The following is a 20,358-nucleotide window of genomic DNA, read 5'->3' as shown; positions in this document are numbered from 1 at the left end:
ACCCCGATGGAAAAAGCATTCCGCCCCGCCCCGCTCGAGCTGATGGCCAGCTGGATCTTCCGCGATCTCGACGCGCGGGAGACGGTCCTTGGCATCCCCAAGGCCAACATCCAGATCCCCCACGCCAAGCTGGCGACGGAAATGTTCGGACACACCGTGGCCGCCCCCCTCGGGGTGGCCGCGGGACCCCACACCCAGCTGAGCCAGAACATCGTGGCCAGCTGGCTGTGCGGGGCCCGGTTCATCGAGCTCAAGACCGTCCAGATCCTCGACGAGCTCGCCGTGAGCCGGCCCTGCATCGATTCCGCGGACGAGACCTACAATTGCGAGTGGAGCCAGGAGCTCAAGCTCGAGCAGTCCTTCGACGAGTACCTCAACGCCTGGGTGCTCATCCATGCCCTGGCCCACCGCCTGGGCCTCAAGGATCCCGGCACCCACTTCAACATGAGCGTGGGCTACAACCTCGAGGGCATCCGGACCGACCGCGTGCAGGGCTTCATCGCCCACATGCGCGACGCCTCCGACGCCCTGCCCGCGGCCATCGACAAGGTGGCCCGCGCCTACCCCGCCGTGCGGGACCTGGCCATCCCCTCCCGCCTCTCCAACCACATCACCCTCTCCACCATGCACGGGTGCCCCCCGGCCGAGATCGAGCGCATCGCCACCTACCTCATCCAGGACCTGGGCGTGGACACGTGGGTCAAGCTCAACCCGACCCTCCTGGGCCCCGAGCGCCTGCGCGGCATCCTCAACGACACCCTGGGCTTCGACATCGAGGTGCCCGACGAGGCCTTCGGCCACGATCCCAAGTTCGCCGACGCCATGGCGATGGTGAAGAACCTGGCCGCCGTGGCCAAGGGCCGCCCCAACCAGTTCGGCCTCAAGCTCTCCAACACCCTCGAGGTGGTGAACCACCGGCCCGTGTTCCCCGCCAGCGAGAAGATGATGTACATGTCGGGGCGCTCCCTGCACCCCCTGACCCTCACCCTGGCCGACCTCGTCACCGAGGAGCTGGACGGCGCCGTGCCCATCAGCTTCTGCGGCGGCGCCGACGCCAACAACTTCCCCGACCTCGTGGCCGACGGCATGTATCCCGTCACGGTGTGCACCGACCTGCTCAAGCCCGGCGGCTACGCCCGGCTCCAGCAGTACCTGGTGAACCTGGAGGACGCCATGACGTCCACGGGCGCCGCCGACCTGCCCGGCTTCGTCAAGGCCGTCTCGGGCGGACACGGAGCCCGGTTCAACCTCTCCCGCCACGCCATCCGCGCGGCGAGCGACGACACCTACACGCGCCGGGCCCGGCCCCTGGTCTTCAAGGGCGACCGCGCTCTGGGCTCCTTCGACTGCATCGCCGCGCCCTGCGCCGAGGCCTGCCCCACCCACCAGAACATCCCCGACTACATGTGGCTCGTGGCCCACGGCCGGCCCGGGGAGGCCATGGACGTCATCCTCCGCACCAACCCGCAGCCCGGCATCACCGGCAGCGTCTGCGACCACAAATGCACCGAGCGCTGCGTGCGCAACTTCTACGACTCCCCCCTGGCCATCCGCGAGATCAAGCGCTTCGCCTTCGAGAACGCCACGCCGGCCGCGCCCGTCGCGGGCCCCGCCAAGGGCGTGAAGGTGGCCATCGTCGGCGCCGGACCCGCGGGGCTGTCCGCGGGCTACTTCCTGGCCCGCATGGGGTTCGAGGCCGAGATCTTCGAGGCCCGCTCGGAAATGGGCGGCATGGTGAGCGGGGTCATCCCCGGCTACCGCCTCACGAAGGAGAGCCTGGATGCCGACCTCGACCGCCTGCGGGCGCTGGGCGTCAAGTTCCACTTCGGCAAGGCCCTGGGCCGCGACATCAGCCTCGAGGGACTGCGCAGGGACTTCCCCTTCGTCTTCCTGGGCGTGGGCGCCCAGAAGGGCAAGCGCCTGGGCATCCCGGGCGAGAACGCCCCGGGGGTCATGGACGCCCTGGAGTTCCTGGACAAGGTGCGCTCCGGCGCTCCCATGGACCTGGGCGGCCGGGTGCTGGTCATCGGCGGCGGCAACTCCGCCATGGACGCGGCGCGCAGCGCCAGGCGCCTGGTGAAGGACGGCGAAGTCACCCTCGTCTACCGGCGCACCCGGGCCCAGATGCCCGCGGATCCCGCCGAGGTGGAGGACTGCATCCTGGAGGGCATCGGCCTGCGTGACCTGGTGGCCCCGGATTCCGTGGAGATCACCGGCGGCAAGGTCACCGGGCTCGTGTGCGGCAAGATGAGGCTCGGGGAGCGCGACGCCTCGGGCCGGCCGCGTCCCGTGGCCATCGAGGGCGCCTTCGAGACCCTGCCCGCCACCACCATCATCCCCGCCATCAGCCAGGAGCCCGTGCTGGACTTCCTGGAGGGCCTGGCGGTCCGACGCAAGAAGGACGGCACCCTGGACGTGGACCCCATGACCCGCGAGACCAGCCTCGAAGGCCTGTTCGCCGGCGGCGACGCCGTGCACGGGCCCTCCTCGGTGATCCAGGCCATCGCCGACGGCCGGGCCGCGGCGGAAGCCATCGCCCGCAGGCACGGCGTCGCCATCCCCGCGGAGCCCCAGCTGGCCAAGGGCATTCCCGCGGCCGCCGCCATGGACAAGAAGGCCCGCACGCAACGGCCCCAGACCGTCCCGGTGCTGCCGCTGACCGAGCGCGAGGGCTTCGCCGAGGTCATCCACGCCTTCAGCGCCGAGGCCGCCGCGCTGGAAGCCAGCCGCTGCCTGGACTGCGACGACCTGTGCAGCCTGTGCGTCACCGTCTGCCCCAACCGTGCCAACCTGGCCTACGCCGTCGAGCCCTTCACGTTCCAGGTGCCCACCCTGGTCGTGCGCCAGGGCCGGCTCGTGGCGGAAGGCGCCCGGGACTTCCAGGTGGCCCAGAGCGTCCAGACCCTCAACGTCGGGGACTTCTGCAACGAGTGCGGCAACTGCGACACCTTCTGCCCCGCCAGCGGCGCGCCCTACAAGGACAAGCCCAAGTTCTGGATCGACGAGGACGGGTTCAACGAGGCCAAGGGCGACGCGTTCCGCTTCGAGGCGCTTGACGGCGGCGTGGGCCTCAAGGCCCGCCTGGGCGGCGAGGAGCACCGCCTGGACGTGCGCGACGGCATCGCCGTCTACCGGACCGGGCAGGTCCTGGCGAGGTTCCAGGCCCCGGGGTGGGATCTCCTGGGCTTCGAGGCCGTCGGCGTTCTGCCCGAGGGGTCCCAGGTCGACCTCGCACCGTGCGCCACCCTGCTTGGATTGTTGTTCGCCCAGGCGGAACTGCCGGCCTGATGAAATTTTTTCAAGGGACTGAAATTTTTTGTTGACGAGCGGGTCCTCTATTTTACACTTACAGGCAAATCAACAGATCTTGCCCCCGCGCCGCCGCCAGGAAGTCATGGAGTCCCTCCCTTTCCCATTCCGCCCGGAGGGGCGCATCCACGGAGTTTGAAATGAGCAACAAACCTGGGGTCCATCCCGTTGACGAGGTCCTGCCGCTGGGCAGGCTCTCGCTCCTGGGGATCCAGCACGTGCTCGTGATGTACGCGGGCGCCGTCGCTGTTCCCCTCATCGTCGGCGGCGCGCTCAAGCTTCCCAAGGAGCAGCTGGCGATGCTGATCAACGCCGACCTCTTCGCGTGCGGCGTCGCAACGCTCATCCAGGCGCTGGGATTCGGGCGCTTCGGCATCCGCATGCCCGTGATGATGGGCGTGACCTTCGCCGCGGTGAGCCCCATGGTCGTCATGGCCGCCAACCCCGCCATCGGCATCACGGGCATCTTCGGCGCGGTCATCGCCGCGGGCCTGTTCGGCGTCCTCATCGCGCCCGTGGTGAGCTGGCTTCTGCCGCTGTTCCCGCCCGTGGTGACGGGCAGCATCATCTCCGTCATCGGCATCTCCCTCATGAAGATCGGAATCAACTGGGCCGCCGGCGGTCCCCATCCCGGGATCCCGGGCTACGGCTCCCTGGGCAACCTGGCCATCGCCGCGACCGTCCTCGTCGCCATCCTCCTCATCATCCGGTTCGTGAAGGGATTTTTCGCCAACATCGCCGTCCTCACCGGGATCGTGCTGGGGATGGTCATCTGCATCGGGCTGGGCCGGGTGAGCTTCGCCAACATCGGCGCGCAGCCCTGGTTCGCGATCGTCAAGCCCTTCCAGTTCGGCTGGCCCACGTTCCAGTTCGGCGCGGTTCTCACCATGTGCCTGGTGATGATCGTGGTGATGATCGAGTCCCTGGGCATGTTCCTGGCGCTTTCCGAGATCACGGGCAAGCCCGTGGACCAGAAGCAGCTCTCCGACGGCCTTCGCGTGGACGGCCTGGGCACGCTCATCGGCGGCATCTTCAACACCTTCCCCTACACCTCCTTCTCGCAGAACGTGGGCCTGGTGGGCGTCACGGGCGTGCGAAGCCGCTACGTCTGCGTCATGGGGGGCGGGATCCTCCTGGCCCTGGGCCTCATTCCCAAGCTGGCCTTCGTGGTGGCCTCGGTGCCGGTGTACGTGCTGGGCGGCGCGGGCATCGTGATGTTCGGCATGGTCGCGGCCACGGGCATCCGCATCCTGGGCGGGGTCGACTTCCAGAAGAACCGCAACAACCTCTACATCGTGGCCATCAGCATCGGCTTCGGCATGATCCCCCTCGTGGCCGACAAGTTCTTCCGCGAAATGCCAAAACCCCTCGAACCCCTGCTCGGCAGCGGAATTCTCCTGGCGTCCCTCGTTGCTGTCGCACTCAACCTGTTCTTCAACCAGCTGAAGCGCCGCGAGGAAGCGAGCGAGGAATCCATCATGGCCACCAAGGCGAGCGAAGCCTGAGCACCCATAAGACGACATTTGAGTCATCATTTCTTCAAGTTTCCCCCCCCACCCATTTGGCCACGCTGTTTCAGCCCGGCCTAAACCAAGGAGAATACGCATGAAGAAGCTCACTCTCGCCGCCCTGGGCATCCTGGCCCTTGCCGCCGTCCCCGCCAGCGCCGCCAACTGGAGCGACACGTCCATCGCCGTCCGCAGGGGCAGCGAATACAAGGAGCCCGGCATCCCGGTCTCCATCGCGAAGACCTACGTCGCGCTGAACCACGTCTCCGGCTACGCCTACGGCGGAAACTTCTTCAACGTGGATCTCATCCAGTCCGACAGTAACGATCCCATCAATTCCGAGGGCCCCGGCACCTCCGGCGGCGCCCACGAGCTCTACGCCACCTACAAGCACACCCTGAACCTCAGCAAGGTCTTCAACACCAAGACCGGCTTCGGCCCCGTGCGCGACGTCGAGTTCACCTTCGGTTTCGACTACGCCTCCAAGAACACCCGCTTCGCCCCCGCCGTGTACAAGCTCATGGCCGGCCCCCAGCTGTCCTTCAACGTCCCCGGGTTCCTCAGCGTCGCCCTCCTGTACTACAAGGAGAAGAACCACAACTCCTTCGGCACCTTCAACCCCAAGGGCGCGATGGACGTGACCTTCGACCCCACCTACCAGATCGCCGCCGCCTGGGGCATCAACGTTCCCCTCGGCAAGGTGAACACCACGGTCAAGGGCTTCGCCACCTACACCGGCGCCAAGGGCCGTGACGGCTCCTACGTCGAGACCAAGCCCGAAACCCTCGCGAACATCCACTGGATGTTCGACGTGAGCCCCGTGTTCGGCGCCAAGAAGGGCACCTTCCAGATCGGCCCCGGCATGCAGTACTGGGACAACAAGTTCGGTGATCCCACCCATGCCACGCTCGCCGAGACCCCCGCCGGCCAGGTCGTGAATCCCCGCACCACCGCCTTCCAGTTCTCCGTGGAATACCACTTCTAGAACCCGATCCAACGCCGCGCGGGGGTTCGCCCCCGCGCGTTTTCCGCCAGGACTTCCGCCATGACTCCTTTCTGCTACCGGTGCACGGACTGCGGCCGCACGTATTCCCGCGACGAGGTCCGCTACCTGTGCCCTGAATGCGGGAAGTCCTACCGTCCCGGCATCCCCCTCGCGGGTGTGCTGGAGGCGGTCTTCGACTACGACGCCATCGCCGCGGCCTTCAGCCAGGACCGCCCCGACTGGAACCTCTTCTGCCCCGTGGAGACGGAGTTCCATCCGCCCCTGCCCGTGGGCAACACCCCCATGGCCCGCGTGGGGAGCCTCGGCGCCGAGCTGGGCCTGGGGGAACTCTGGGTCAAGAACGACGGCCTCAACCCCTCCGGCAGCCTCAAGGACCGCGCGTCCTTCCTGGTGGTCGCCGAGGCCCGGCGGCTGGGGATCGACCTCATCGTCGCCGCCTCGACCGGCAACGCCGCCTCGGCGCTGGCCGCGGTGTGCGCCTCCAGCGGCACCAGGGCCCTCATCTTCGTTCCCGAGAAGGCCCCCAAGGCCAAGCTGGTGCAGATGGTCCTCTACGGGGCGACCGTCATCCCCGTCAAGGGCACCTACGACGACGCCTTCCGCCTCTCCCTGGAATACACCGACAAGCGCGCCGGCCTGAACCGCAACACCGCCTACCACCCGCTGACCATCGAGGGCAAGAAGACCGCGGGCCTGGAGATCTGGGCCCAGGCCGGCTTCCTGGTCCCCGACGCGATCTTCGTGTCCGTGGGCGACGGGGTCATCATCGGCGGCGTGCACAAGGCCTTCGTGGACCTCAAGCGGGCCGGGCTCATCGACCGCCTCCCGCGCCTCATCGGCGTGCAGGCCGAGTCCTCCGACGCCATCCACCGGTACGTGGAGACCGGCGTCTATTCCGACGCCGCCAACCCCACCACCCGGGCCGATTCCATCTCGGTGACCTGCCCCAGCAACGCCCACGGGGCGCGCCGGGCCATCCTGGAGAGCGGCGGCCTCACCCTCACCGTCACCGACGACGAGATCCTCACCGCCCAGGCCGCCATGGCCGCCCGCACCGGGATCTTCACGGAGCCCGCCGGCGCCACGGCCTACGCCGGGCTGGTGAAGCTCCAGGCGAGCGCAAAGGCCCTGGCATCTGGCGCCCGGGCGGTTATCCTTGCCACGGGCAACGGCCTGAAGGACGTCGAGGCCCCCCTGTCCCGCATCTCCATCCCACCCGCCATCGAACCCCGGCTGGAGTCCGTACCCCGATGAAGCTCGCCATCCGCAACGGCCGCGTGGCCCAGGGCGACACCCTCGTGAAGGCCGACGTCCTCGTGGAGGACGGCCTTGTCAGGACCGTCGGCCAGGTGGGCCCCGCCGACCGGGACATCGACGCCTCGGGCTGCTACGTCCTGCCCGGCTTCATGGACTTCCACACCCACGTGGACGACCACATCGGCCGCTTCTACCTGGCCGACAGCTACGAGACCGCCACCCGGGAGGCGGTCCTGAACGGGATCACCACCCTCTGCACCTTCGTGACCCAGGCCGAGGGCCAGAGCCTGCGCCAGGCCATGGTGGCCGCCCGGGCCAAGGCCCTGGACCATTGCCACGGGGACGTGCTCTGGCACCTCACCCCCACCACCTTCGCGCACGGCGACATGCGTTTCCTGGCGGCCCTTCTGGAGGCCGGGTACCGCACCATCAAGCTCTACACCACGTACCGGCCCGCGGGGCTCTACGTGAGCTACCAGGGCCTCGGGGACCTCTTCGAGCGCCTGGCCCCGCTGGGCGCGACCTTCATGGTGCACTGCGAGGACGACGACATCATCGCCCACGTGGAACCCTCGGCCCTGGACCTCTCCAGGGCCCACAGCCACACGCGGCTGCGCTCCGAGGAGGCCGAGGTGGTGGCCATCCGCCGGGTGACGGAACTGGCCCTGGCCAAGGGCGCCTCCCTCCACGTCGTGCACGTCTCCACCCTGGAAGGCGCCCGGGAAATCGTCCGGGCCAAGGCCGAGGGCGACGTCTCCATGGAGACCTGCCCCCAGTACCTCTACCTGGACGACACCTTCCTGGACCGCCCCGACGGCCACCACTGGCTCTGCTCGCCGCCCCTGCGCGGCCACCGGGAGGAATTCCGCGCCCTGGCCCGGGAGGGCGCCTTCGACATGATCGCCACGGACCACTGCGCCTTCCGGCCCGAGGACAAGGACAGCTGGAACGGCAAGGACCTGCGGCAGGTCCCCAACGGCATGCCCGGCCTGGGCGCCCTGCCCCACGTCACCTGGAAGATCTGGGAGGATGATCCCGACCGCTCCGCCCTGGGCCTGGCCACGCACCTCGCCCTCAACCCCGCCCTCCGGGCGGGGGTCGCGGACCGCAAGGGGGCCATCCTGCCCGGCATGGACGCCGACATCGTGGTTCTCGATCCGGACGGTCCCGAGCGTCCCGTGCGCTCCACCGGCGTCCCCACCTTCGAACCGTTCCCCGGCTTCACCACGAAGCTCCATTTCCGCTCAGTGCTGCTCCGGGGCGTCCCCCGGGTCCAGGATGGGCGGCTCCTGGAACCGGACCGCCCCATGGGGGTCCCCCTCCAACCCGATCCCGAAACGCTTCCCTTCACCTGATCCCTCAAGGAGGATCCCCATGACCACGACCCCCACCATCACCGAGAACCTGCGCGCCTTCCAGGGCCTGAAGACGGATCTGTTCCACAAGGACTTCCTCCTCACCTGGGAGCATCCCGAGGAGGAGATCCGGGCCATCGTCACCCTGGCCGACACCCTCAAGCAGCTGCACAAGGCCGGCCACTCCTACAAGGCCTTCGACACGGGCCTGGCCATCTCCATCTTCCGCGACAACTCCACCCGCACCCGCTTCAGCTTCGCCAGCGCCGCCAACGCCATGGGCCTGGGCCTGTCGGACCTGGACGAGCAGAAGAGCCAGGTCGCCCACGGCGAGACCGTGCGCGAGACCGCCAACATGATCAGCTTCCTGACGGAAGTCATCGGCATCCGCGACGACATGTTCCTGGGCGAGGGCCACACCTACATGAAGGAGGTGGGCGACGCCCTCACGGACGGCACCGAGCGCGGCGTGCTCCACCGCCGCCCCAGCATCGTCAACCTCCAGTGCGACATCGACCACCCCACCCAGTCCCTGGCCGACCTGGCCTGGCTGCGCCAGCACTTCGGCAGCCTCGAAGCCCTCAAGGGCAAGAAGATCGCCATGACCTGGGCCTACTCCCCCAGCTACGGCAAGCCCCTGTCCGTGCCCCAGGGCATCATCGGCCTCATGAGCCGCTTCGGCATGGACGTGCGCCTGGCCCACCCCGAGGGCTACGGCCTCATTTCCGACGTGGTCGACCTCTCCGGCAGGCAGGCCGCGAAGTCCGGCGGCAAGTTCACCGTCACCAACAGCATGGAAGAGGCCTTCGACGGCGCCGACATCGTCTACCCCAAGAGCTGGGCCCCCTACCACGTCATGGAGCGCCGCACCGAGATGCTCAAGGTCTCCGACAAGGAAGGCCTGCGCGAGCTCGAGAAGGAGTGCCTGGCCAACAACGCCAAGTACACCAACTGGGAGTGCACGCGCAAGATGATGGACCGCACCGCGGACAAGAAGGCCCTCTACATGCACTGCCTGCCCGCCGACATCACCGACGTGAGCTGCAAGGCCGGCGAAGTCTCCGCCGAGGTCTTCGAGCAGTACCGCATCCCCACCTACCAGGAAGCCGCCTACAAGCCCTTCATCATCAGCGCCCTCATGTTCCTCACGCGCCTGAAGGATCCCGGAGCCAAGCTCGAGCAGATCGTCAACCGGGCCCAGGCCCTCCACCTGTAGGCCCCAGAGGAAAATCCCATGTCAAGAATCGTCAAGACCTACAACGAAGAAGTCGTCAAGCGCACAGCCAAGCGCTGCAAGGACCGGGGCATCATCATCCCGACCTTCGCCCAGATGCGCCACCCCGAGACCGCCCCCGAGTCCGTCAAGGCCCGCCTCAAGAATGTGGGCCTGTGGGACGTGGATCCCGCCAACCTCTTCCGCATCACCTGGAAGAACGACCATGAGACCGGGCTCTTCGGCGGCCCCAACCACCTGGAGATCCCCCGGGAGATCACCGGCGTCAAGGCCCGCATCATCGGCCTGGTCGGCAAGTACTTCCCCACCGGCGCCCACAAGGTCGGCGCGGCCTTCGCCTGCCTCGTGCCCCGGCTCGTGAGCGGCGAGTTCGACCCCGACAAGCACAAGGCCGTGTGGCCCTCCACGGGCAACTACTGCCGCGGCGGCGCCTTCGACTCCGCCGTGCTGGGCTGCACCGCCATCGCCATCCTGCCCGAGAACATGAGCCAGGAGCGCTTCACCTGGCTGGCCGAGATCGGCTCCGAAGTCATCGCGACCCCCGGCTGCGAGAGCAACGTCAAGGAGATCTACGACAAGTGCTGGGAGCTGAAGAACGATCCCAAGCACGTGATCTTCAACCAGTTCGAGGAATTCGGCAATCCCGTGTGGCACTACAACGTCACGGGCCCGGCCATGGAAGACATCTTCAACGCCATCAAGACCCCCAGCACCCGCCTGGCCGGCTACGCCAGCGCCACCGGCAGCGCCGGCACCATCGCGGCGGGCGACTACCTCAAGTCCCTCCACCCCGGCGCCAAGGTCATCGCCACGGAAGCCTGGCAGTGCCCCACGCTGCTCATGAACGGCTTCGGCGACCACCGCATCGAGGGCATCGGCGACAAGCACGTGCCCTGGGTCCACAACGTCCGCAACACGGACGCCGTCGCGGCCATCGACGACGAGGACTGCATGCGCATCCTCCGGCTCTTCAACGAGCCCGAGGGCCAGAAGCACCTGGCCGGCCTGGGCATCAGCCAGGACGTCATCAAGAAGCTGGGCCTCCTGGGCATCAGCGGCGTCTGCAACATGCTGGCCGCGATCAAGGCCGCCAAGTACTGGGAGCTGGACGAGAACGACGTGATCTTCACGATCTTCACGGACAGCGTGGAGATGTACCGCTCCCGCCTGGAGGAGCAGACCACGGAGCACGGCGCCTTCACGGCCGTCGACGCCGCCACCACGATGATCGGCAGCCTCGAGCGCCAGGGCGTGGACCACTTCAAGGAGCTCACCTACCCCGAGAAGAAGGCCATCCACAACCTGAAGTACTACACCTGGGTCGAGCAGCAGGGCAAGACCTACGAGGAGATCTGCGCGCAGTGGGATCCCGAGTACTGGCGCCAGCTCTTCACGGAGGAGGCCGCGGCCTTCGACAAGCTCATCGAGAAGTTCAACCAGGAAGTGGCCCGGTCCTAGGCTTCCCCTGATATGGCCGGTGACGGGTGATATGATCACCACCCGTCACCGGCCTTTCCCTTGACCTGCGTACCCGGAAAGATCCCCATGCGAATCCTCATCCACGGCGGAACCGTCATCACCTTCGGGAGCCCCTGCCGGGTCCTGGAAGGCCAGGCGGTGCTCCTCGAAGACGGGCGCATCGCCCGCATCGCCCCCAAGGAAGACATCACCGGCCCCTTCGACCGCACCCTGGACGCCACCGGCAAGGTCGTCATGCCCGGCCTGGTGAACGCCCACATGCACTTCTACTCCACCCTCGTGCGCGGCCTGGGCAAGGCCGCCCCCAGCGCCAACTTCCAGGAGGTGCTGGACAACCTCTGGTGGCGCCTGGACCGAAAGCTCAGCCTCGACGACGTGGACGTAAGCGCCGAGGTGGTGCTCGCCGACGCCGTGCGCAAGGGCACCACCACCCTGGTGGACCACCACGCCAGCCCCTTCGCGGCGACCGGCTCCCTGGACCGCATCGCCGGGGCGGTGCGCCGAAGCGGCGTTCGCGCCTGCCTCTGCTACGAGGTTTCCGACCGGGACGGCCAGGCCGTCACCGACGCGGGCCTCGAGGAGAACGCGGCCTTCGCCAGGCGCTGCGCCGCCGAGAAGGATCCCCACCTGCGCGCCCTCTTCGGGCTCCACGCCGCCTTCACCCTCTCCGACGCCACCCTGGACCGCGCCGCCGCGCTGGGCCGCGAGGTGGGCGTGGGCTTCCACGTTCATGTGGCCGAGGCCGCCTCGGACGTTAAGTTCAACCTCGAGCACCACGGCCAGACCTCCGTGGCGCGCCTGGCCGCCCACGGCCTTCTCGGCAGGGGCAGCATCGCCGCCCACTGCGTCCACGCCAACGAGGCCGACCAGGAGCTCCTGGCCGCAACGGACACCTTCGTGGCCCACAACCCCCAGTCCAACCTCAACAACGCCGTCGGCATCGCCGACGTCCTGGGCCTGGTGCGCCGGGGCGTGCGCGTGGGCCTGGGCACGGACGCCATGACCGTCAACATGCTGGAGGAGATCCGCGTGGCCATGTGGGCCCAGCACCTGCGCCAGGACAACCCCACCTGCGCCTTCATGGAGATCGCCGGCACGCTCTTCACCCGCAACCCCGAACTGGCGACGCAGCTGTGGGGCTTCCCCCTGGGCACCCTGGAGGAGGGGGCCGCCGCGGACGTCATCCTGGTGGACTACCACGCCCCCACGCCCCTGGACGGAAACACGGTCCTGGGCCACCTGATCTTCGGCATCTCCCAGGCGACGGTGGACACCACCATCTGCGCGGGCCGGATCCTCATGGAGGGCAAGGTCCTGACCAACGGCCTGGACGAGGCGGCCCTGGCCGCGCGCAGCCGGGAACTGGCCGTGAAGCTCTGGGAGCGGTTCTAGCCATGCGGGGGTTCGGGGAGATCGCCGCCGCGCTGCGAACCCTTCCGGAGCCCTCCGCCCTGGCCACCCTGGTGCGCACCAAGGGCAGCTCGTACCGAAAGCCCGGGGCCCGGATGGTCTTCCGCCCCGGGGGCCTCCAGGAAGGCGGCATCAGCGCCGGCTGCATGGAGACCGACGTGAAGGAGCGGGTGGCGGCGGTGCTGGAAGGCCGCCGCCCCCTGCTCGTCACTTTCGACCTGGGCAGCGAGATCGACCTGATCTGGGGCACCGGCATGGGCTGCGCGGGCCGGGCCGACGTGCTCCTGGAGCGGGTGGAGCCCGGGGCCGTGCCGCCCTGGCTGGAGCACTGCGAGCGGTTGTTCCTAAACCGGAAGTCCGGCCTTGTGGCCACGGTCTTCGGGGCCCGGGGCGAGGTCCCCGCCGCGCCCGGGGACCGGTTCGTCTTCGAGGACGGCCTTGCCCTCCAGCCGGTCCCCCCCGCCCTGGAGGCGGCCCTGCTCCGGCCCGCCGGCGCCGAGGCCCGCACCGTCCGGCTGGAAGGCGGCGAGGTGGACCTCCTCCTGGAACCCATCGCCCCCCCCGTGGCCCTGTGGGTCTTCGGCGCCGGGGAGCACGCCATGCCGCTGTTCCGCCTTGCGAAGGAACTGGGCTGGTTCCTGGGCCTGGCTGACCACCGCCCGGGCCTGGCCACCGCGGCCCGCTTCCCCGAAGCCGACCGCATCGCCGTGGGACACCCGCCGGAGTCCCTGGAAGGCATCCCCTTCGACGCCCGCACCGCGGCCCTCGTGGTGAGCCATGTGTACGAGGCCGACAAGGCCGCGCTGGCCGCGCTCCTGAAGGCCCCCCTGGGCTACCTGGGCCTCCAGGGCAACCGAAAGCGCAGCGAGAGGCTCATCCGGGAACTTCAGGAGGAGAACGGCCCCCTGCCTGCGCCGGCCCGGGCCCTCCTCCACTACCCCGCAGGCCTGGACATCGGTGCGGAATCCCCCGAACTCATCGCCCTGTCCATGCTCAGCGAAGTGCAGGCAGCCCTGTCAGGCAGGCCAGGCCTGTCCCTCCGCGACCGGCAGGGGCCGATCCACTAGCCCTTGCGCTCGACCCTGAGCCCGCCCGGCCGCATCGGCAGCCAGTGGTCCACGAACAGCGGCTGGGCCACCTTGTCCGCGGCCTTCAGGCGGTGCAGGGTGCCCGACTGGTCCTGGCTGGCGGCCACGATGGCGAAGGCGTGGGCAAGGGCCGAGAAGGTGGTGACGCTGCAGCTGAACAGGAGGTCCTCGCTGGGCACCGGGATCAGGATGTCGGCGTAGGGGGCCAGGGGGGAATCGGCGCGGTCGGAGAAGGCCAGGACGGGCACGCCCGAGGCCTTGGCGAAGATGGCGGAGTCCACGGTCTCCCGGCTGTAGGGCGCGAAGCTGAGGACCATCATGAGATCCCGTTCGTCCAGGTTGGCCACCTGGTTCGAGAAGTCCGAGGGAATGGCGGCGATGCAGGGCAGGCCGGCCTGGGTGAGGTAGAAGGCCATGATCAGGCTCATGACGTGGGAGACGCCCCGGCCCAGGATCACGCGGTGCCGGGCCTGGGTGATCATCGCCACGGCCGTCTCCAGCGTGGTGTGGTCGACCATCTGGATGAGACGGTTGAGGTTCTCACCATCCCGCCGGGCCACTTCGGCCAGGGCCCCGTAGATGTCGGTGGGGGCCTCCAGCAGCTCGATCTCCGCATCCCCGCTCCGCTCGTGGCAGGCCGCCCTGAGGGCGTCCCGGAATTCGCTGAAGCCCTTGTAGTCCAGGCGCTTGGCGAAGCGGACAACGGTGCCCACGCTCACGTTGGCGCGCTGGGCCATGGACTCGATGCCCCAGAGGGCCCCGAGGAGGTGGTCGGACATGAGGACGTCCGCGATCCGACGCATCGCCTCGGGGAGGTCCCGGTAGGCTTCTGCGAGGCGCGACTGGATTGGGGTATCGGGTGCGGGATTCGTCATTTGATGAAGAGAAGTGTAGCACCAAGGAGGGAAAACCCAGCAACCCCCGGCGCAGGTTATCCTGGGGCATGCGCTACGCCTCGCTCGCCTCGGGATCCAAGGGGAACTGCCACGCCTTTTCGCAGGGCCAGGCGACGCTCCTGGTGGACGCGGGGATCTCCCTCAAGCAGATCCGGCTGCGCCTGGCGGAGGTCGGCTTGGACCCGGCGCAGGTGCGCGGGGTCGCCATCAGCCACGAGCACTCGGACCACATCGCGGCCATCCCCGTCCTGCTGCGGAAAACGGACTGGGACATCCTCGCCACCCCCGACACCCTCGCGCGCATCCAGGCCATCCAGGGCATCGAGATCCCCCGCTCCCGCTGGATCCCGCTCCGGGCGGGCGAGGCCTCGGACTGGAACGGCCTGACCATCCTGCCCTTCACCACCCCCCACGACGCCGCCGACTCCGTGGCCTACCGCATCGAGGCCGGGGGCCTCTGCGCCGCCGTGGTCACGGACCTGGGCCACCCCACGGCCCTGGTGGAGGACCACTGCAGGAGTCTCGACCTCCTGGTGCTGGAGGCCAACCACGACGTGCAGATGCTGCGGGAGGGCGGCTATCCCCCGGCCCTCAAGGCCCGGATCCTGAGCCGGGTCGGGCATCTCAGCAACGAGGCCATGGGCGAGCTCCTGGGCCGGGTGCTGTCCGGGCGGCTGCGCACCGTGGTCCTGGCCCACCTCAGCGAGCAGAACAACGATCCCGAACTGGCCCGGTTCACCGCCGAGGGGATCCTGCGGGGCACCGCCACGGCCCTGCATGTCGCGAGCCAGGCGTCGCCTCTCCTTGTTGCGGACCCTGAAAATTGAGCGGAGGATGATTCCATGACAACCCCCCGAATTCTCGCCCGGACGGCGCTGGCCGTCACCGCCACCGTCCTGCCCCTCGCGGCCCAGACACCCCTCTTCAACGACGCGCCGGCCTTCGGCGGCTCCAAGGTCTTCTCCGAGGGCATCAACCCGCTGGGGAACCCGGCCCGCTTCGACCGCGCCCCCGCGGGCTGGTACCTCGCCTACGTGGACGGCGACCAGCGGGCCCAGGACAACCGGACCCTGTTCCAGGACACCACCTCCGGCGACGCCGCCGTCGTGACCGGCGCCCTGGGCAAGCTCAAGGACGCCCCCTGGGCCCAGCGCACCCGGGCCTACGGGCTCACGGGGACCCGGGACGCCACCAATTTCGGATTCACCCGCGAGGAGTTCCACACGGTCACGGCCCACCCCGACCTGGACCCCGCCCACCTGTCCAGCGGGTCCGCCCTGCAGAACAACGCCTCCTACGTGGACGGCCGCCGGGCCATCGTGAACCGGGTCCACTTCGGCGGCGGGGCCCTGGCCTCGGGCACCGCCGCCGGGTTCAACCTGCGCATCGAGCAGTGGTCCCTGGGCCTGACGCAGCCCTTCCTGAACCAGCTCCCCCCGGGCGTCTACACCTTCGCCCCGGGCGGCGCCTTCCCCTTCCGCTACGCCGCGGACGACCTCGCGCTGGGCTACGGCACCACCGACCGCAAGACCCTCATGGTCGCCATGGACGCGGGCTTCACCACCGAGCTGGCCCAGGGCCTGCGCGTGGGGGTCACCGCCGACCAGCTCAACGGCAAGCGTCTCTGGGACGTCACCATGAATCCCCAGTATCGCGGCGCCCTCCAGCTGGACCTCGGCACCAACACCCAGCTCACCCTCGAGAGCGACATCAACGGGGCCATGCGCATGCCCTTCCCCGTCAAGCAGCAGTCCAGCTCCGCCTCCCTGCGGTACCAGGTGAGCCAGTCCGTGATCTTCCTGGTGGGCGGCGAACGCCGGAAGATCGGCGACGCCAGCGTGACCCGCCTGGGCGCGACCCTGCAGCTGCGCACCGCCAGGATGTTCCTCGCGGTGGGCTTCCAGGCCGGCCAGGACAAGCCCCTCAAGGGCCTGAGTCTCATGGTGAACTGATGGGCGGGTTCCTCCGCAAGGCCGCCTTCGCAGCGCTGACCCTGATCCCCCTCGCCGCCCAGCCCACGGTCCAGGAGGTGGTGTCCCGGTTCGACGCCGCCCAGGCCAAGGTCGCCACGCTCCAGGCCCCCTTCAGCCTCACGATCCGCAGGGCCATGCTCAAGACCCCCACCGTCACCCGGGGCACCCTCTACCTCCAGGAATCGGACTTCGTCCACTTCAGCTTCTCCCCGCCCGAGGACCTGGTCCTGCACCTGACGCCCAAGGCCCTGATCTCGTACAGCCCGGCCGAAGGCGCCGCCGAACAGCTGAAGATCGGGATCATCAAGAACGCCAACCGCAAGTTCCTGGGACTGGGGCAGAGGCTCTCCTACCTTTCGGACTACTTCAAGATCTCCGTCGGGGACGGCAAGGGCGTGGCGGGCTCCATCCTGCTCACCCTCGAGCCCCGGAGCTACTCGGTCAAGAAGCGGATGCAGGTGCTGCTCATATGGGTCGACAAGGACACCTACCTGCCCCGCCAGCTGAACTGGGTGGAGCGGGGGGGGGATTCCTGGCTCCTGGAGCTGGGGCCCCTGACCACGAACCAGCCCCTTCCAGCCGGCGTCACGGGCTTCAAACTGCCCCCCGGGATCCCCATCAAGGATGAGTTCAGCTTTTTTGCCACAAGAAGGAAGTAGAATTGGCCTTGGCATACCTGGGGAATTCATGATCGTCATCTGTCCATCCTGTGCATCCCGGTTCCAGTACGGGGAAGAGCGCTTCCTGGGGGCGCCGTCCAAGCGCTTCCGGTGTCCGAAGTGCGGCGAGACGTTCGAGGTCATGAATCCGGCCCGGGTCCCCGAGCCCCCGCCGGCCCAGCCCACGCCCCGGCCCCTGCCGCCGGCCCAGCCCGAGCCCCCCCCGAAGGCCACCGAGACCAGCCGGCGCAGGGGCCGCGACGCCATGCTCGACCTCACGAGCCTCCGGAACGACGGCATGCCTTCCGGACTCCGGTTCACCCTGGCCTTCCTCACCGGCCCCTTCGCCTCCACCGTGCGGGTGCTGGAATCCCCCCTGACCATCATCGGCAGGGAGGAGGGGGACGTGGTGATCAACGATCCCGAGATCTCCAGGCGCCACGCGCGCATCGAGATCCACCCGGACGGCACCGTCTGGCTCAGCGACCTGGATTCCACCAACGGCACCTTCGTGGGCAGCGCGCCCATCGCAGGCCCCACCAAGCTTGCCGACCGCCAGGAGTTCTCCTGCGGAAGGAGCACCTTCATGCTGCTCATCCGGGACACCAACATCATCGGAATGGACTGACCGTGGCCACGCCCTTCGAACCTTACCTCCATCAGGCCAAGGCTCTGTTCGATGCCGGCGACATCGTGAAGGCCGGCCAGATCTGGCAGGCCATCCTGAAGCGGGACCCCGCCAGCGAGGAAGCCAGGGCCGGGCTCTACAAGGTCAAGGCCCACTTCGACGCGCGGGCCACCCAGGACGGCCTCCGGGCCGCCCCCGAGCCCGAGCCCAACCGCCAGACCCTCACGCCCCCCAGTCCCGAGGTGAACAGCCTGCTGGATGCCGGGTGCGCCCTCTACGACGCCGGGCTCGTCGCCAAGGCCGTCACCACCTGGGAACTGGCCCTCCGCCAGGACCCGGACAACGCCCTGGCCAAGGGCTACCTGGACGGGGCCCGGCGCAAGCTGGAGACCGAGGCCGCGCCCGCCGCCGCCCCGGAGGCCCCCCCTCCTCCCCCCCCTCCCGAGGACGAGACCGACAAGCTTCTTCGCGACGGATGCACCCTCTACGATATGGGCCAGGTTGAGGATGCCCTGAAGAAGTGGGAGCGCATCCTCGCCTCGGACCCCCACAACACCCTCGCCCTTGCCTATGCCAACGACGCCCGCAGGGACCTGGGCCTCGCGCCCGTGGCCGGGGGAGCCCGTCCCTCCCCGGCCCCCGCGGCCTCCCGGGAGGCCCGGGCCGAGGACGGGGAGACGTCCCGCGCGGACCAGCTGGTGCGCGATGGCGTCCAGATCTACGACATGGGCATGGCGGACGAGGCCATGGAGAAGTGGCGGCAGGCCCTGGCCCTCGAACCCGCGCACCGCGACGCCATCGGCTACCTGGAGATGGCCCGCCGCGACCTGGAGCAGGCCTCCCCGGCCAGCGCCCCGGCCAGGCCGGAGCCGCCTCCCAAGGCCGCCGCCGTCCCCGAGAACCTGGAACCCCGCATCCTCGCCGCGGAGAACCTGCTGCGCAACCAGAAGCACGAGGAGGCCGCCTTCGCCTTCCAGCGCCTCATGGAGGCCGGTTCGCGGGATGCGCGCGTCCTCCAGGGCTACCAGCAGGCCCGGGCCGTCCTCAGCGCCCGGGAGGAGACCCCCGCGGCTCCGGAGCCCGCCCCCCCGGCCTCCCCTGCCCCCGTGGACCCCCCCAGGTCCCTGACGGTCAAGGCCCCCCAGCGCAGCGGCCTGAAACTGCCCGCGTTCCTGGGCGACCACCCCCTGCCCAGGTGGCTGGACAGCCCCTCGCGGCTGGCCCTGGCCGGCGGCGGCGCCGTCCTGCTCGCCCTGGCCCTCCTGGGCTACCGCCATTTCCAGCGCAACGCCGCCCTCGCCCAGGCCGTCGCCGCCGCCAAGGCCAGCGCCATGGCGCCCATCGCCCGCCGCTCCCAGGTCGTCCACCTCGGGGAGACCCCGGATGAGATCCGGAGCGAGTGCATGCGCGCCCTCGGCGACGACCCCCTCACAGCCTTCTACCGGGCCCAGGAGCTGCTGCGGCTGGACCCGGGCGATCCGACCGCCGCGCAGCTCCTGGGGCGCGCCCGCGGGCGCCTGGCTTCGGTCCCGCCGGTGGGATCGGAGAAGGACCTGGAGCGCAGCATCAAGGACGGCGACCTGGAATCGGCCCGCAACGCCGTGGGCGACCAGCTCCGGAGGAACCCGGACGACCCCGACCTCAAGGCCCGGGCCCGCATGATCTACCTCGCCCTGGTCCAGGTGCAGGCAGCCGGGGAGCATTTCACGGAGGCCCGGGAGCTCCTCAAGCAGGGGCGGGCGATGTTCCCCCAGGACCGGACCTGGCCCGCCAGGCTCCGCCTCCTGGACGAGATCCAGTCCATGGGGAAGGCCACCCGGGCCGCGTGGATCCCCCTCCTGGGCTGACGCCGTGACCCGCCCCCAGTGCCCCAGCTGCCACACGCGAATCACGCCCTTGGCCCAGGAGTGCCCGGTGTGCGGGCTGGCCGTGCAGCGCCGGCCCCTGCCCCGCCCCCTCCTTTTCCAGGCCAGCGCCCTTTCCGGCGTGACGTCCCAGCCCGGGGAGGAGCGCCAGAGCATTTCCGCGCCTGCCCTGGGCAGGGTGGAACCCCTCACCATCCTCGAGCCCATGGAGGCCCTTCCCGACGCGGCCCCGCCCATGCCGGAGCTCCCCGCCCCGCCCGCCCAGGACCTGGACCTCCTGGACTCCTTCTGGCCCGTGGTGAAGATGGAGGCCGGGGAGTTCGCGGCCCTGGCGGCTCTCAACGCCTTCCTGGCCCTGGTGGCCTGCCTGGCCTCGGGCGCCGGGCCCTCGCGCGTCTATGCGGAGTTCTGGGCCTACCTCCTGCCCCTGCACACCACCATCTCATGGGCCTTCCTCATGGTTCCCCTGGTCCTGGTGGGCCAGTCCCCCATGATGGGCGTCCTGCGCCTGGCGGTGGACACGGACCAGCCGGAGCGCCGAATGGCCTTCTCCCTTCTGCACCTCGTCTCGGCCGGCGCCTTCCCGCTGTCCTTCCTGTGCATGGTGCTGACCCCCGACCACCGCACCCTGGCCGAGCTGCTCTCGGGCCGGGAGATCCTCCAGATGCCCTACGCGAGGATGCGGTAGCCG

16 protein-coding genes are annotated in these 20,358 nt (G+C 69.3%); 15 read left to right on the top strand and 1 reads right to left on the bottom strand.

The features are described from left to right. Positions 1–6 precede the first annotated feature (6 nt). The 9 genes from ygfK to RAH40_RS15035 all read left to right on the top strand — a co-directional run bounded on the left by ygfK (position 7) and on the right by RAH40_RS15035 (position 13,625). The gene (gene ygfK, locus RAH40_RS15075; RefSeq protein WP_306598389.1) at positions 7–3,288 is read left to right on the top strand and encodes a putative selenate reductase subunit YgfK; all 3,282 of its coding nucleotides are present in this window, start codon (positions 7–9) and stop codon (positions 3,286–3,288) included. A 161-nt stretch (positions 3,289–3,449) separates the two neighbouring features. Next, the gene (locus RAH40_RS15070) at positions 3,450–4,814 is read left to right on the top strand and encodes a nucleobase:cation symporter-2 family protein (protein ID WP_306598388.1); all 1,365 of its coding nucleotides are present in this window, start codon (positions 3,450–3,452) and stop codon (positions 4,812–4,814) included. Positions 4,815–4,914: 100 nt separating this feature from the next. Then, positions 4,915–5,802: a hypothetical protein gene (locus RAH40_RS15065; protein WP_306598387.1), complete on the top strand. Its 888-nt coding sequence runs from the start codon at positions 4,915–4,917 to the stop codon at positions 5,800–5,802. A 60-nt stretch (positions 5,803–5,862) separates the two neighbouring features. Further along, positions 5,863–7,077, top strand: a complete 1,215-nt coding sequence (gene thrC, locus RAH40_RS15060; protein ID WP_306598386.1) for a threonine synthase — start codon at positions 5,863–5,865, stop codon at positions 7,075–7,077. Next, positions 7,074–8,435: an amidohydrolase family protein gene (locus RAH40_RS15055; RefSeq protein ID WP_306598385.1), complete on the top strand. Its 1,362-nt coding sequence runs from the start codon at positions 7,074–7,076 to the stop codon at positions 8,433–8,435. The genes thrC and RAH40_RS15055 overlap by 4 nt, the downstream gene beginning before the upstream one ends. 19 nt (positions 8,436–8,454) lie before the next feature. Continuing rightward, complete coding sequence (gene ygeW / locus RAH40_RS15050) at positions 8,455–9,651, top strand: knotted carbamoyltransferase YgeW (protein ID WP_306598384.1); 1,197 nt, start codon at positions 8,455–8,457, stop codon at positions 9,649–9,651. A gap of 18 nt (positions 9,652–9,669) precedes the next feature. Continuing rightward, complete coding sequence (locus RAH40_RS15045; protein WP_306598383.1) at positions 9,670–11,127, top strand: pyridoxal-phosphate dependent enzyme; 1,458 nt, start codon at positions 9,670–9,672, stop codon at positions 11,125–11,127. Positions 11,128–11,214: 87 nt separating this feature from the next. After that, positions 11,215–12,540 carry a putative aminohydrolase SsnA gene (gene ssnA, locus RAH40_RS15040; RefSeq protein WP_306598382.1) on the top strand — a complete coding sequence of 442 codons (1,326 nt, stop codon included), beginning with the start codon at positions 11,215–11,217 and terminating at the stop codon, positions 12,538–12,540. Positions 12,541–12,542: 2 nt separating this feature from the next. Beyond that, positions 12,543–13,625 (top strand): XdhC family protein, encoded by a 1,083-nt coding sequence (locus RAH40_RS15035; RefSeq protein ID WP_306598381.1) that lies wholly within the window; start codon positions 12,543–12,545, stop codon positions 13,623–13,625. Here RAH40_RS15035 and RAH40_RS15030 read toward each other — a convergent pair. Continuing rightward, on the bottom strand, positions 13,622–14,521 hold the full coding sequence (locus RAH40_RS15030) for a MurR/RpiR family transcriptional regulator (RefSeq protein ID WP_306598380.1): 900 nt from the start codon (positions 14,519–14,521) through the stop codon (positions 13,622–13,624). The genes RAH40_RS15035 and RAH40_RS15030 overlap by 4 nt on opposite strands. Positions 14,522–14,589: 68 nt before the next feature. Between RAH40_RS15030 and RAH40_RS15025 the strand changes: the two genes are divergently transcribed. The 6 genes from RAH40_RS15025 to RAH40_RS15000 are packed head-to-tail and all read left to right on the top strand — an operon-like array spanning position 14,590 to position 20,355. Beyond that, positions 14,590–15,369: an MBL fold metallo-hydrolase gene (locus RAH40_RS15025; RefSeq protein WP_306598379.1), complete on the top strand. Its 780-nt coding sequence runs from the start codon at positions 14,590–14,592 to the stop codon at positions 15,367–15,369. Between the two features lie 15 nt (positions 15,370–15,384). Then, positions 15,385–16,494 (top strand): hypothetical protein, encoded by a 1,110-nt coding sequence (locus tag RAH40_RS15020; RefSeq protein WP_306598378.1) that lies wholly within the window; start codon positions 15,385–15,387, stop codon positions 16,492–16,494. After that, entirely contained in the window at positions 16,494–17,174 is a 681-nt protein-coding gene (locus RAH40_RS15015) for an outer membrane lipoprotein carrier protein LolA (protein WP_306598377.1), read from the top strand. Before RAH40_RS15020 ends, RAH40_RS15015 begins: the two co-directional genes overlap by 1 nt. A gap of 28 nt (positions 17,175–17,202) precedes the next feature. Next, positions 17,203–17,802: an FHA domain-containing protein gene (locus tag RAH40_RS15010; RefSeq protein WP_306598376.1), complete on the top strand. Its 600-nt coding sequence runs from the start codon at positions 17,203–17,205 to the stop codon at positions 17,800–17,802. A 2-nt stretch (positions 17,803–17,804) separates the two neighbouring features. Then, complete coding sequence (locus tag RAH40_RS15005) at positions 17,805–19,649, top strand: hypothetical protein (RefSeq protein WP_306598375.1); 1,845 nt, start codon at positions 17,805–17,807, stop codon at positions 19,647–19,649. A gap of 4 nt (positions 19,650–19,653) precedes the next feature. Then, positions 19,654–20,355 carry a hypothetical protein gene (locus RAH40_RS15000; protein ID WP_306598374.1) on the top strand — a complete coding sequence of 234 codons (702 nt, stop codon included), beginning with the start codon at positions 19,654–19,656 and terminating at the stop codon, positions 20,353–20,355. Positions 20,356–20,358 lie beyond the last annotated feature (3 nt).

The sequence above is a fragment of the Geothrix sp. 21YS21S-2 genome, assembly GCF_030846775.1.
Classification (GTDB): Bacteria; Acidobacteriota; Holophagae; order Holophagales; family Holophagaceae; genus Mesoterricola.
This window is presented reverse-complemented; position numbering and strand designations above follow the sequence as displayed.